The sequence below is a fragment of the Plantactinospora sp. CA-290183 genome (assembly GCF_050936375.1).
Classification (GTDB): Bacteria; Actinomycetota; Actinomycetes; order Mycobacteriales; family Micromonosporaceae; genus Plantactinospora.
Map to the genome: position 1 here is coordinate 150,264 of NZ_JBNJMX010000002.1, position 13,668 is coordinate 163,931.

The following is a 13,668-nucleotide window of genomic DNA, read 5'->3' on the forward strand; positions in this document are numbered from 1 at the left end:
AGGCGGTACCACGACGGTCGGACGCTGGCGCCACGGGCGGTTCCTCAACTCGGCGGGCGGGGACGGCAGACGGCACCGTCCGCGAGGGCGGCCGCCGGGGACGGCGACGCCCGCGCCCGCCGGCACCGAGGCTACTGGGCAGTTAAGTTAGCGGAGCGCCGGCGCCAGGCAAAGGGGGCCCACGACCCCGGACGTACCTCCGGCGGGCCGCGATCGGTCGCGGCCCGCCGGAAGCGGAGTCGGGTCGTCCGGCTGGAAGGTCAGCCGGCCGACGGTGGGTTGTTCGGCGGGTTGCCCTGCTCGCCCGGCGGGTTGCCCGGACCGGCAGGGTTGCCCGGAGCCGGCGGGTGACCGCCCTGCCCCGGCTGATCCGGCCCGGACGGGTAGCCCGGCGCCGACGGGTAACCCGGCTCGCCACCCGCCGTCGCCTGCGGGTAGCCGGGGTAGGCCGCACCGGGCACCGGCGGCTCCCAGCCGGGCTGCGGCTTACGGAAGAACTCGTTGGAGGCGGGCAGCGCGAGCAGGATGATCGCGGCGAGCAACGCCAGCAGCGCGAGGACCGAGCAGACGTTGCTGACCGGCTCGACCCAGGACGGCATCTCGTCGGTGAGCCGGCGCTGGATGTCCTGCGGATCGGGCAGGTTGGCGCCGGAACCGGCGCCGGTGCCCATGCCGCTGAATGCGTTGCCGGCCAGGCCCAGCCCGGTGCAGCAGAGGGCGAGCCCGGCGAGCACCCAGGTGATGATCCGGGTGACGTTGTTGCCCCGGTTGTTGAGCAGGGCGAGCACCACGAAGCCGGCGGCGAAGAGGAACTGCACCACCGCGGAGACCACGATGACCCCCACCGCGAACGTCTCCGCGCCCTCGACCTCGGTGCCGGCGTACGCCTCCCGCAGCACCTCGGAGGTGACGCCGATGGTGGCCAGTGCGGCGATCCCGATGACGACGAGCAGGATCGCCACCAGGTAGAGCAGATAGCTGGAGACGGTGACGCTGCCGGGGCGCTGCCTCGCGGCCGGCGCCGCGGGGTTGGCTGGTACCGACACGACTCTCCTCCCTGGATCGACTTACCTAGATCGGACCGCATCCGATCAGGGAACCCACCGTATCGGTACCGGACCAATGACGCGCGCAGGCGAAGGCGCCGGCGGTGTCCCGGGGGTGGGCAGCGGACCGGCCCGCCCGGGTCAGGCCGCCGTGACGGTCAGGGTCTCCTTGTCCTCGGCCAGCTCCACCCGCACGGTGTCGCCGTCGCGCACCTCAGCGGAGAGCAGCGCCCGGGCCAACCGGTCGCCGATCGCCGACTGGACCAGCCGGCGCAGCGGCCGGGCACCGTAGATCGGGTCGTACCCGCGCTCGGCCAGCCAGGTCCGGGCCGCCTCGTCGACGTCCAGGACCAGCCGGCGGTCGGCCAACCGGCGCCGCAGCCGCTCCAGCTGGATGTCCACGATGCCGCGCAGTTCCGGGCCGGTCAGCGTCGCGAAGACCACGATGTCGTCCAGCCGGTTGAGAAACTCCGGCTTGAAGTGCGTCCGCACCACGGCGAGCACCGCCTCCCGGCGCTCGTCCTGGGTCAGCGTCGGATCGGCGATCAGCGACGAGCCGAGGTTGGAGGTGAGGATCAGGATGGCGTTGCGGAAGTCGACCGTACGGCCCTGACCGTCGGTGAGCCGGCCGTCGTCGAGCACCTGGAGCAGTACGTCGAAGACGTCCGGATGGGCCTTCTCCACCTCGTCCAGCAGGATCACCGAGTACGGGCGGCGGCGCACCGCCTCGGTGAGCTGCCCGCCCTCCTCGTACCCGATGTAGCCGGGCGGGGCGCCGACCAGCCGGGCCACCGAGTGCTTCTCGGCGTACTCGCTCATGTCGATCCGGACCATGGCGCGCTCGTCGTCGAAGAGGAACTCGGCGAGCGCCTTGCCCAGCTCGGTCTTGCCGACGCCGGTGGGGCCGAGGAAGAGGAAGCTGCCGGTGGGCCGGTCCGGGTCGGCGACTCCGGCGCGGGCCCGGCGGACGGCGTCGGAGACCGCCCCCACCGCCTCGGCCTGGCCGACCACCCGGGCACCGAGCGAGCTCTCCATCCGGAGCAGCTTGGCGGTCTCGCCCTCCATCAGCCGGCCGGCGGGGATGCCGGTCCAGGAGGCGACCACGGCGGCGATGTCGTCGGCGCCGACCTCCTCCTTGAGCATCGCCCCGTCGGCCTGGAGCCCGGCGAGTTCCGCCTCGGCCCGGGTCAGCGCGGCCCGCAACTCCGGGATCCGGCCGTAGCGCAGCTCGGCGGCGCGTTCCAGCTCGCCGTCCCGCTCGGCCCGCTCGGCCTCGCCGCCCAGGCGCTCCAGCTCCTCCTTGGCGGTGGAGAGGCGGGTGATGTGGTCCTTCTCCAGCCGCCACCGCTCGCTGAGCGCGGTCAGCTGCTCGCGCTTGTCCGCGAGCTCCTTGCGGAGCCGTTCCAGGCGCTCGGCCGAGCCGGGGTCGGGCTCCTTGGCCAGCGCCATCTCCTCGATCTCCAGCCGGCGGACCGCCCGCTCGATCTCGTCCACCTCGACCGGCCGGGAATCGATCTCCATCCGGAGCCGGGAGGCGGACTCGTCGACCAGGTCGATCGCCTTGTCCGGCAGGAACCGCTCGGTGATGTACCGGTCGGAGAGGGTGGCGGCGGCGACCAGCGCGGCGTCGGTGATCCGTACGCCGTGGTGCACCTCGTAGCGCTCCTTGAGGCCGCGCAGGATGCCGATGGTGTCCTCGATGGTCGGTTCGCCGACCAGCACCGGCTGGAACCGCCGCTCCAGCGCCGGGTCCTTCTCGATGTGCTCGCGGTACTCGTCCAGGGTGGTCGCGCCGACCATCCGCAGCTCGCCGCGGGCCAGCATCGGCTTGAGCATGTTGCCGGCGTCCATCGAGCCCTCGCCCTTGCCGGCGCCGACCACGGTGTGCAGCTCGTCGAGGAACGTGATGACCTGGCCGTCGGAGTTTTTGATCTCCTCCAGCACCGACTTGAGGCGCTCCTCGAACTGGCCGCGGTACTGCGCACCGGCGACCATCGCGCTGAGGTCGAGGGAGACGAGCTTCTTGTCCCGCAGCGACTCGGGTACGTCGCCGGCGACGATCCGCTGCGCCAGCCCCTCGACGATCGCGGTCTTGCCGACGCCGGGCTCGCCGATCAGCACCGGGTTGTTCTTGGTACGCCGGGAGAGCACCTGGATGACGCGCCGGATCTCGGAGTCCCGGCCGATGACCGGGTCGATCCTGCCGTCCCGGGCCTGGGCCGTGAGGTCGACGCCGTACTTCTCCAGCGCCTGGTAGGTCTGCTCGGGGTCGGCGGTGGTGACCCGCCGGTCGCCGCCGCGCACCGCCGGGAAGGCGGCCACGAGGTTCTCCTCGGTGGCACCCGCCTGCCGGAGGGTCTCCGCGACCGCACCGCCGACCCGGGCCAGCCCGGCGAGCAGGTGCTCGGTGGAGGTGTACTCGTCGCCGAGGGGGCGGGCGATCAGCTCGGCCGCGCCGATCGCGTTGACGAACTCGCGGGACAGGCTCGGCTCGGCGACGCTGGAGCCCCGGGCGGCCGGCTGGTTCTCCACGGCCCGCGCGGCGGCCCGCCGGACGTCGGCCGGGTTGGCGCCGACGGCCCGCAGCAGCCCGCCGGCGGTCGACCCGCCGGTGTCCAGCAGCGACAGCAGAAGGTGCCAGGGCTCGACGGTGGCGTGGCCGCGCTGGTTCGCGGTGGCGACCGCGCCGGTGATGACTTCTCGGCTCTTGGTGGTAAGACGTTCGGCGTTCATCTGCTCCCCATACGCTCCGCCGGCCGCGGGGCACGGGCCGGCACCGGACGCGCGTCTCTCCGCCTGGGCGAGACGACCTCCAGTGATGACGACACAACCAGACTTGAGTCTATTCCGCTCAACTCTAGCGGAGTAACGCGCGTCACGGTTCCTCGCCCGGCTCGGCCGGCCGGGCACTCTCCCCGGACGGCTCGGCCAGCGCCCACACCGCCGGCGGACAGAACCGGCTCAGACCCGGTCGAACCGCACCACCGTCCACGCCCGGTCGATCCCCCGGCCGGTCCCGAGCCAGAACCGCCCGGCGACCGGATCGGCGGCGAAGATCGTCCCGCCGTCCAGCATCCGCAGGTGGTTGCCGCCCACCGGCCAGTCCAACCGGGCGTACCGCCCCCCGCTGACCAGGCCAGGACCCTGCGGACCGGTCACCGCCAACAGCCCACCACCGAGCGGCACCGCCGAGGTGAACCCGGCCGGCTGGTCGGCGACCTCCCTCGGCAGCCACCGGGGCGCCGCCGGGACGCCGAAGTCGCGCCACAGCCGGGGGAACCGGGTCGGATCGCCCGCCTGCCCGAGCAGCCAGGCGTCACCGTCGGCAGCCACCTGGACCCGTACCGCGAAGAGGCCGCCGTCCGGGTCCGGCGCCGTCGCCGGGCTCCAGCTCCGCCCGCCGTCACCGGAGACCGAGACGTACGGACGCCCGTGGCGCAGGCCCGCGGCCACCAGCCGCCCACCGCCGTACGCCACCGTGCTGAGGTCGGGCAGCGGCGGTTGCGCCGGCAGCGGGTCGAAGCCGTCGCCGCGCCACTGCCACACCTTCGGCCGGTCGTCGGTGTCGCAGCAGACCTGGAGCCGGCCGTAGATCCGGCGGTACGCCGCCGGCGGGGTGTCCGAGCGGCGGTGGTGGGCGAAGCTGCGGCCGGCGTCGAGCGAGACGAACCAGCCGTCCGGCTCGGCGAACAGGACCAGCACGCCGTTGCCGGCGTAGAGCTGGTGCTCCCGGGCCAGCGGTCGCGGATGCCGCACCGGCCGCCAGGAGCGTCCCGCGTCCACCGTGCCGAACAGGACGGCGTTCTCCCCCGGCGCCGCGGAGGAGCGGGGACCGCCCGAGGCAGCCGCTCCGACCGCGGCCCCGGCGGTGGCCGGACCGACGAACAGGGCGTAGCCGTGCGCCGCGTCGACGAACTCGACCTGTCGCAGGGCGTGGTCCGCCGGCACCGGCACCGGCACCGGCACCTGTTCGACCGTCGTACCCGCCGGCGAGGAGACCGGACCGGGCGGCGGCGCGGTACGGCGGATCCCTCCGACGGAACAGCCGGCGATCAGCAGGGAGAGCGTCACGGCGGCGGTCGTCACGCGGAACACGCCGGGCCGCAGCGGTGGATCGGGCATCGGCAACCTCCGCAGTATCTCGAGCCCCCGCCCAGCTCCCCGGTTCCCCGGTACTCCCATTCCTGTCCAAGTGACCGCGCGGTAGCGTTGCCGCCGTGCGAGTACGCGTGGAGCAGACGGCGTTGCCCGGGATCGGGGTGCGGCACGACGTGGTGACCGCCTCGGGGCGCCGGTTGGGCGTGGTCACCCACCGCAACGGCCGGCGGGACCTGGTCCTCTACGACCCGGACGATCCCGACTCCTGCACCGCGGACATCCCGCTGACCGACGACGAGGCGGAGGCGCTGGCCGACATCCTCGGCGCCTCGCTGATGCTCGGTCAGCTCTCCGGGCTGCGCCAGCAGGCCGCCGGTCTGCTCACCGAGCAGATCGCCATCCCGGCCGGCTCCCGGTACGTCGGCCGGCGGCTGGGCGACACGCAGACGCGTACCCGTACCGGCGCCTCCATCGTCGCGGTCCTGCGGGAACGCGAGGTGATCGCCTCTCCGGAGCCGAGCTTCCAGTTCGACGCCGGGGACGTGGTCGTCGTGGTCGGCACCCGTCAGGGTCTCGACGGTGTCACCGCGATCCTCGCCGAGACCGACCCGGACGGCTGAAGGTAGATGCATCACACGACGATCCTGCTCATTGAGGTCGGCGCGCTGCTGCTCATCCTCGGTCTGCTCACCCGGCTCAGCCGGCGGATCGGGCTCTCCCCGATCCCGCTCTACCTGCTCGCCGGACTCGCCTTCGGGCACGGCGGCGTGCTGCCCCTGTCGGCCAGCGAGGAGTTCTTCGCCGTCGGCGCCGAGATCGGCGTGATCCTGCTGCTGGTGATGCTCGGTCTGGAGTACTCGGCCGGCGAACTGGTCGGCAACCTGCGGGCCTCGGCGCCGGCCGGATTGATCGACGGGCTGCTCAACGCGCTGCCGGGAGCCGCCTTCGGGCTGCTGCTCGGCTGGGGGTGGATCGCCGCCATCGTGCTGGCCGGCGTCACCTGGGTCTCCTCGTCCGGGGTCATCGCCAAGGTGCTGGGCGACCTGGGCCGGCTCGGTAACCGGGAGACCCCGGTCATCCTCTCCATCCTGGTCATCGAGGACCTCGCGATGGCGCTCTACCTGCCGCTGGTCACCGCGCTGCTCGCCGGTCAGGGACTGCTCGGCGGCGGGATCGCCCTGGCCGTCGCGGTCTGCACCGTCGTCCTGGTGCTGCTGGTGGCGATTCGGTACGGCCACGTCATCTCCCGGATGTTCTCCGCCCAGGACCCGGAGGCGCTGCTGCTCGGCGTGCTCGGCCTGACCCTGCTCGTCGCCGGGGCGGCGGCCGGCCTGAAGGTGTCGGCGGCGGTCGGCGCGTTCCTGGTCGGCATCGCGCTCTCCGGACCGGTCGCGCACAACGCCACCGAGTTGCTCTCCCCGCTGCGGGACCTCTTCGCGGCCGTCTTCTTCGTCTTCTTCGGGCTCAACACCGATCCGCGGGACATCCCGCCGGTGCTGCTGCCGGCGCTCGCGCTGGCCGTGGTGACCATGGCGACCAAGGCGCTCACCGGGTACCTGGCCGCCCGGCGGGCCGGCATCGGCCTACCGGGCCGGTGGCGTACCGGGCTCGCCCTGATGCCCCGGGGCGAGTTCTCCATCGTCATCGCCGGGCTGGCCGTGACCAGCAGCGTCATCATCCACCCGCAGCTCGCTCCGCTCGCCACCGCGTACGTGCTGATCACCGTGGTCACCGGCCCGATGCTGGCCCGGTTGCCGGACACCGCCCGGTTCAAGAGCTGGCTGCGCCGGCGGGCCGCGGCAACCTCGCCGCCGGTGGCCGCCACGGAGTAGCCGGGAGGGGCGACCGCTCCACATACCGGGACTGCGCCGCCGCCGCGACCCGTGCCACGTAACGGGTTGATGAAATGGCACACGGCGACTCTTTCGCATTCCGGCAACAGCGCGTTACCGTGTCGCCGCAGTAGCTACCGGTGTCCGCGGGGGCCGGTGGGTTCCGCGTTCGCGCGAGTGGAAGGTCTGCCCGTTGAGCCTGCAGGAGTCGTCGTTCCGGGGCTTCGCCAACCCGGTCGACCCATCACCGGCTGAACTGCGGGCGTGGGCGTACCAACCGGACTCGGTGCCGTTGCAGTCGATGCCGCAGGACTGGGACCTGCTCGTCTCCGGCGACCGGCTGATCACCACGCTCTTCGACCTGGCCATGGACCGGTCCTGTCCGGCCCGCCGGTTCGCCCTGCACTGCCTCTACATCTACGCCGCGGACGGCATCCGGACCAAGTTCCGGGCGCATCCGAAGCGGCGGCTACGCAAGCTGGTCGAGCAGGCCGAGCGGCTCGGTGACGAGCCGATGGCGATCTGGGCGCACAACAGCCGGATGCTCCAGGCGAGGCCGGAGCTCTTCGACTACCACGACTGGTGCGAGGGCGGGCTGGTCCGCCAGGGCCGCCGCCTGGGCTGAGGCGTCCCGCCGCCAGGACGGATCCGGCCGGGTCGTGTCGGGAGGCCCGGGCCGGTTCGGCCGGGTCGTGTCGGGAGGCCGGGGTCGGTTCGGTCGGGGCGTGCGGCAGGCCGGGGCCCCCCGTGGATCCCGGCCTGCCCGCCCTTGGATGCCGGGCGTTCCCGCCCGTCCCGCACCGCGGCCCGCGCCCTGTTCCGGCGCGGTAACCCGGACCCGGCGGACCGGCTCGTTGCCACCCTGACCGGCCCGGGTGACCCGTCGGCACCTGAGCATGACAATAGCCAGCCGGAGGAGTCGGCCACAGCGAAACCGCGGCCGGGACCCCGTACCGGGACCGCGTCGCCGGCCCGACGACGACGGACGCCCCCCGGTACCGGCCGTCCGGACGTGGCGTCCGCGCGTACCGGGTCCAGGGGGCGTCCTGGGGACCCGCACACCCTGCCGCGTGGGTGTACGCCTGACTCGTCACGGCCGCGGCGCCGGGACGGGACGACTAATCGCATCGCTTCCAATCGAAGTGGTACGTGGTACTGACGCTGCCGTCAGTCGAGTCCATCGCCATGAAACTCGTCGTGGTCGCCGGGTTCGACGTACCGGCGCTCACCCGCAGCTCCGTGTTGACGTTGAGGTTGCGTACCTCGCCGCAGGGGGCGTAGACCAGCGACACGACCTCCGTCGCGTCGGTCGCCTGCCAGTTGTCGCTGACCGGGCCCGCGAAGGAGTGACTGCGGTACGCCGTCGGGGACGTCCCCATGAAGTAGTAACCCGCGCGCTGCATGCCGGTGGCACCGCGCTGGAGGTGCGCGAAGCCCCGGTAGTCGGCCTGGGCGATCGCGTAGGTGAAGCCCTGCGGGACGTTGACCCGGAGGCTGAGCTGACAGTTCTTGCGGAAGTCGGTCGGTCGGGCGCCGACGCCGACCTGGGCCAGGTAGTCGCTGTAGGTCACGGTGAAGGCGGTGTTGTCGGCCGCGGTGGCCACCGCGACCGTACCGGCCGGGCAGCCGGAGCCGTTGACCGTGACGACCTCGATGGTGATCTTGTCGGGCGGCGGGGCCAGGGCCGGCTCGGTGGCGAGTGGGGGTCCTAAGAGAGACATCGCCAAGCCGCCGAGAGCAAGCATGCTCAACATTGAAGTTCCTTTCGATCGTCGTGCCGGGGCCGTGCGGAAACAGGCCGCACGGGGCGGAAATCAGTCGGCGCATGTGGAGAACGGCCGGGGGAACCGCGCCCGGCCCGCCGGGCCGGGATGCCGCGGGCGTACGTCGCCCCGCAGCATCCCAGCCCGGCGGGGAATGTCACTCGTCGCACTTCTTCCAGGCGAAGTGGTAAATCGTGTTGATGCTGGCGTCCGTCGAGTCCATCGACATGAAACTGGTGGTCTTGGTGGTATTCGACGTGCCGGCGCTGACCCGCAACTCGGTGTTGATGTTCAGGTAGCGCATCTCGCCGCAGGGCGCGTAGCTCAACGACGTGACGTCCGAGGTGTCGGTCGACTGCCAGTTGTCCTCCAGGGGCCCGCTGAACGGGTGGCTGGTGTACGTCGTCGGCGACGTCCCCTGGAAGTAGTAGTTCGCCCGCTGGGTGGCCGTGGCCCCGGCCGCCAGGGAGGCGAAGCCCCGGTAGTCTGCCTGCAGGATCGCGTACGTGAAGCCCTCCGGCACGTGCACCTGGAGCGCCAGCTGACAGTTCTTCCGGAAGTCGGTCGGCTTGGAACCCACACCTACCTGGGCGAGGTATTCGCTGTAGGTGACGGTGAAGGCCGTGTTGTCGGGAGCGACGGCCACGGCCGCCGTTCCGACCGGACATCCCGAACCGTTCACCGTGACGACGTCGATGACAATCTTCTCGGCGGGCGGCGGTTCCGTCGGCTGGATAATAATTGGCCCGAAAGACATCGACGCGGCAACGAGGCTCCCAAGAGCCAACATGCTGATCATGGACTTTCCCTCCCGATCGTGGTGGTACGGTGGCGCGCGCATCTTTACTTTAAAGATCATATTCACTAGCGTCAATATATGAGGGAATGATGGACGACTCGTCCAGGACTTCTGACCGTAAAGGGGAGAGGGCGGATCGGAGGAACGGTTTACCACCCGACAAGGGCCACCGGAAATGGGTGCATCCTGGTGGGAAGTCACTGGCCGATCAGCACCTGCTGCGATTGCGCCGGCTCGGCCGTACCGGCGTCATTCGCACAGACGATTCCGTGCCGGGTAATCCTCCGGCTTCCCCCGGGATCTGGAGCTGCCGTACGGCATTGACGTCACTTCCCGGCCGGGTTCCCGATGCCGCCGAGGTGGGCGGAAGGTGCCCGGAGTCGCCGATGCCCTCTGGGCCGGACCGGTGGAGGATGTTGCCTCCAACAGCCCGGCCCAGAGGGCATCGTCTGCTTTACGTCCCCAGTTATGGAATGGGGGCGACGCACTGGGCCGGCAGCCCTAGCACGTCCTCCAGCTGAGGTGGTAGATGGTCCGGACCCCACCCCGGGAGGAGTCCATGGTGATGAAGCTGGTCGCCGAGTCGGAGTGGCCGCCATCCACCCGCAGTTCGGTGTTGATGTTCAGGTTGCGCTGCGAACCGCAGGGGGCGTAGATCAACGCCGCGGCCTGGTCGCTGGTCTGCCAATCACCGGTGTACGGCCCGCTGAACTCGTGGCTCACGTGGGCCGTGGGGGAGGTCCCGGTGAAGTAGTAGTGCGCGAGTTGCTGGCCCGTCGCCCCGTTCTGCAGGTGCGCGAACCCCTGGTGCTCCACCCGCGCGATGGCGTAGGTGAAGCCCGCCGGTACCCGTACCGCCAGGTTGAGCTGGCAGTTCTTGCGGGAGTCCACGGGCTTGGCGGCGGGGCCCGCCTCGGCCAGGAAGTTGCTGTAGCTGACGGTGAAAGCCGTGTTGTCCGCCGCGGTGTTCACGTTGGTCGTGCCCGCCGGACAGCCCGACCCATTGACAGTCTCGACACTTATCTCGATCCTGTCGGGTGGGCCCGCCGATGGTTCGGCGAGCACCGAGGCGGCGAGCAGCGAGGCGACTACGCCGCCGATGGCCATCAGAGTGGGCATGGGAGTTTCCTTCCGATCGTCGCGATACGCTGGTGCCCGCGACTCACCCTAATGACACTATCGATTTCCGTCAATGTTAATTCTTTGATCAGGAGTTTACATTCTTGATCGGGCTCCGACCGGCCTCGCGACCCCTCAGTCGAAGGCCGCAGATCCACCCTAAAGAACACGCATGGGACGGGCTCGCACGTGCGATTTGACGCGAATGGTGGACTCAAGTCTAATTCGCGGAAAGAATTCTGCACATCGGGGACGCGCACGGAAAAACCCACCCGGAAATTGACCGTAAGGGCGACCGGGGGATCCAGGCGGCGGCGTCAGGCCGAGGGGTCGGACCGGCGGGGGCGCCAGACGACCAGCGCGGTCGACGCGCGGTTGGTGGGTACCAGGTCCCGGCGTTGCAGCGTGCCCATGGCCTCCAGCTCGGCCACCCGCCGGTACGCGGCGTCCAGCTCGGCCTCCAGCTGGGCCACCCGGTGCTGGAGCTCGTCGACGAACTGCTCCAGCACGATGATCCGCTTGATCCCGGCCAGGTTCACGCCGTCGTCCTGGCTGAGCCGCTGGACCTCGCGCAGCAGCGCCACGTCGCGGGCGCTGTACCGGCGCCCGCCGCCCGGCGCCCGGCCCGGCTGCACCAGCCCCATCCGGTCGTACTGCCGCAGGGTCTGCGGGTGCATGCCCGCCATCCGGGCCGCCACCGAGATCATCAGCACCTTGGCGTCGGACGTCTGCTCGATGGAGACGATGATCTCCTCGGTCACCTTCCTCACCTCCGCGTCGGCGAACCGGTCAGTTGAAACGACGCACCCGGGCGTCGAGATGTTCCCGCCCTGCGGGCGGCGTCTGGGCGGCGAACCGCTCCAGCGCCTCACGGGCCTCGCCGGACAACTGCTCCGGGACCGCGATCTCCACCGTGACCAGCAGGTCGCCGGCCTGGCCGTCCCGCCGGACCACGCCCTTGCCCCGGGCCCGCAGCCGTCGGCCGCTCGGAGTACCGGGCGGCACCCGCAGGGTCACCGCGCCGTCCATCGTCGGCACCCGCAGGTCCGTGCCGAGCACCGCCTCCGCGATCGTGATCGGTACGGTCAGGGTCAGGTCGTCGCCGGTACGCCCGAACAGCTCGTCCGCGCGCACCTTCACCAGCACGAACAGGTCACCGGCCGGCCCACCGCGCTCACCCGGCTCCCCGCGCCCGGCGAGCCGGATCCGCTGCCCGTCGCCGACACCGGCCGGGAACCGCACGTTCAGGGTGCGGGTCTTGGTCACCCCGCCGGTGCCCCGGCACTCCGGGCACTTCTCCTCCACGATCGTCCCCACGCCCTGGCACTCCCGGCAGGGCTCGGAGAAGCTGAACGACCCCTGGTTGCGGGTGACCACCCCGGCGCCCCGGCACTGCGGACACGTCCGGGGCAGGGTGCCCGGCTTCGCCCCGTCACCGTGACAGGTGTCGCAGACCCCGGGCGCCCGCAGCGTCAACGGCACCGTCACGCCGCGCACCGCGTCGTCGAAGTCCAGCACCACCTCGGCCTCGACGTCCCGCCCACGGGCCGGACCACGGGCCGGACCGGGGCCGGCGCCCCCGGAGAAGATCGAGCTGAACAGGTCGGAGAAACCGGCGCCGCCGAACCGTCGGTCGCCGGCCCCGGCACCGCCGGCCGCGCCGAACAGGTCGGAGACGTCGAACGGGTAACCGCCGCCCGACTGCCCGCCCGACCGGGCGTTGCGCCGGAACGCCCCCGAACCGAAGAGCGAGCGCATCTCGTCGTACTCCCTGCGCTTGCGCTCGTCGGAGAGCACGTCGTACGCCTCGGAGGCGGCCTTGAACCGATCCTCGGCCCCGGCGTCGCCCGGGTTGTGGTCCGGATGTGACTCCCGGGCCAGCTTCCGGTACGCCTTCTTGATCTCGTCAGCGGAGGCGGACCCGTTCACGCCCAGCACGGCGTAGAAGTCCTTCTCCAGCCAGTCCTTGGAACTCATCGATCGTCCACCTCCCCTCACGCGTCGTGGCCGAGGCCCATCCGCCGTGGCGGCTGGATGGCACCTCGACCACGACGCACCGGCCTACTCGGGATCGGCCACCGCGACCAGTGCCGGTCGCAACAGCCGGTCGCCCAGCAGGTAACCGCGACGCATCACCTCGACACAGGTCGGCTCGGTGACGTCGGCCGAGGTCTGGTGGGCCACCGCCTCGTGCCGGGTCGGGTCGAACGGGTCGCCCTTCTCGCCGAACGCGGTGAGCCCGAACTTGCCCAACCCGGTGGTGAGCTGCTCGGCCACCGTGCCGAACGGCCCGACCAGGTCCCCGTGCTCGCGGGCCCGGTCCAGGTCGTCGAGGATGGGCAGCAGCGCCGTCAGCACCGCTCCGGTGGCCTGTTCGGTCACCAGTCCCCGGTCCCGGTCGACCCGCTTGCGGTAGTTGGCGTACTCCGCCGAGACCCGTTGCAGGTCCCTGGTCCGCTCGTCCAGCTCGCCGCGGAGCGCCTCCAGTTCGGCGCCGAGCGGGCCGCGCCCGTCGGCCTCCGACGCCGGGTCGATCGGCTTCGCCGGGGCGTCGACCACCGGACCGTCGGTGCCCGACGGCTTCTCCGCCTCCAGCACCTCGGCCAGCTCCGTGTCGTCGATGACCGGCGTGGCCGGCTCCGGGTCGCCCACACCGTCGATCGCGTCGAGCGGATCCGTGCCGGCGTCGCCGGTCGACTCCGCCCCGTCGGTCGCGGCCGGCTCCGCCTCGACACCGGCGGGCTCGTCGACCACGGCGTCGTCCGCCGTACCGACGTCCTCGCCCGCCTCGGCGACCTCCACCGGACCGTCCCCGGTGGCGGCGTCCGCCGTACCGGCGTCGTCACCGGCCCCGGCGGCCGGTGCGGTCTCCGCCGGGCCGTCGGCCTGGCCCTGCTCTCGCTCGTCCCGGATGACGACGCGCTCGTCGGCCTGGCCGTCGGGCGCGGAGCCACCCGGCGCCGACCCGGTGGTCTCCGGGTCGGCGGCTCGTGGCTTGTCCGTCATGCGAC

The 13,668-nt window shown here is 71.7% G+C and carries 12 protein-coding genes; 3 read left to right on the forward strand and 9 right to left on the reverse strand.

The features are described 5' to 3' along the window. Positions 1-260: 260 nt before the first annotated feature. The 3 genes from ACQEUR_RS05525 to ACQEUR_RS05535 all read right to left on the reverse strand — a co-directional run bounded on the left by ACQEUR_RS05525 (position 261) and on the right by ACQEUR_RS05535 (position 5,168). Positions 261-1,046 carry a hypothetical protein gene (locus ACQEUR_RS05525; protein ID WP_433026337.1) on the reverse strand — a complete coding sequence of 262 codons (786 nt, stop codon included), beginning with the start codon at positions 1,044-1,046 and terminating at the stop codon, positions 261-263. Positions 1,047-1,187: 141 nt separating this feature from the next. Next, a complete protein-coding gene (gene clpB / locus ACQEUR_RS05530) occupies positions 1,188-3,779 on the reverse strand; it encodes an ATP-dependent chaperone ClpB (RefSeq protein WP_433026340.1) in 2,592 nt (863 codons plus the stop codon). A 228-nt stretch (positions 3,780-4,007) separates the two neighbouring features. Further along, positions 4,008-5,168: a hypothetical protein gene (locus ACQEUR_RS05535; protein ID WP_433026343.1), complete on the reverse strand. Its 1,161-nt coding sequence runs from the start codon at positions 5,166-5,168 to the stop codon at positions 4,008-4,010. A gap of 95 nt (positions 5,169-5,263) precedes the next feature. Between ACQEUR_RS05535 and ACQEUR_RS05540 the strand changes: the two genes are divergently transcribed. The 3 genes from ACQEUR_RS05540 to ACQEUR_RS05550 all read left to right on the forward strand — a co-directional run bounded on the left by ACQEUR_RS05540 (position 5,264) and on the right by ACQEUR_RS05550 (position 7,601). Next, positions 5,264-5,764, forward strand: a complete 501-nt coding sequence (locus ACQEUR_RS05540) for a cation:proton antiporter regulatory subunit (RefSeq protein ID WP_433026346.1) — start codon at positions 5,264-5,266, stop codon at positions 5,762-5,764. A gap of 6 nt (positions 5,765-5,770) precedes the next feature. Beyond that, a complete protein-coding gene (locus ACQEUR_RS05545) occupies positions 5,771-6,976 on the forward strand; it encodes a cation:proton antiporter (RefSeq protein WP_433026349.1) in 1,206 nt (401 codons plus the stop codon). A gap of 193 nt (positions 6,977-7,169) precedes the next feature. Next, on the forward strand, positions 7,170-7,601 hold the full coding sequence (locus ACQEUR_RS05550) for a hypothetical protein (protein ID WP_433026352.1): 432 nt from the start codon (positions 7,170-7,172) through the stop codon (positions 7,599-7,601). Positions 7,602-8,094: 493 nt separating this feature from the next. On the opposite strand, the gene ACQEUR_RS05555 is transcribed toward ACQEUR_RS05550, so the two are convergent. The 6 genes from ACQEUR_RS05555 to grpE form a co-directional block, all read right to left on the reverse strand. Further along, positions 8,095-8,730, reverse strand: a complete 636-nt coding sequence (locus ACQEUR_RS05555) for a DUF4360 domain-containing protein (RefSeq protein WP_433026354.1) — start codon at positions 8,728-8,730, stop codon at positions 8,095-8,097. 166 nt (positions 8,731-8,896) lie between these two features. Further along, on the reverse strand, positions 8,897-9,538 hold the full coding sequence (locus ACQEUR_RS05560; protein ID WP_433026356.1) for a DUF4360 domain-containing protein: 642 nt from the start codon (positions 9,536-9,538) through the stop codon (positions 8,897-8,899). A gap of 501 nt (positions 9,539-10,039) precedes the next feature. Further along, on the reverse strand, positions 10,040-10,657 hold the full coding sequence (locus ACQEUR_RS05565) for a DUF4360 domain-containing protein (RefSeq protein WP_433026359.1): 618 nt from the start codon (positions 10,655-10,657) through the stop codon (positions 10,040-10,042). A gap of 317 nt (positions 10,658-10,974) precedes the next feature. Further along, positions 10,975-11,364, reverse strand: a complete 390-nt coding sequence (locus tag ACQEUR_RS05570) for a heat shock protein transcriptional repressor HspR (RefSeq protein WP_433027709.1) — start codon at positions 11,362-11,364, stop codon at positions 10,975-10,977. Between the two features lie 82 nt (positions 11,365-11,446). Continuing rightward, positions 11,447-12,634 (reverse strand): molecular chaperone DnaJ, encoded by a 1,188-nt coding sequence (dnaJ, locus tag ACQEUR_RS05575; RefSeq protein ID WP_433026362.1) that lies wholly within the window; start codon positions 12,632-12,634, stop codon positions 11,447-11,449. Positions 12,635-12,718: 84 nt separating this feature from the next. Then, on the reverse strand, positions 12,719-13,663 hold the full coding sequence (gene grpE / locus ACQEUR_RS05580) for a nucleotide exchange factor GrpE (RefSeq protein WP_433026365.1): 945 nt from the start codon (positions 13,661-13,663) through the stop codon (positions 12,719-12,721). Between the last annotated feature and the right edge of the window lie 5 nt (positions 13,664-13,668).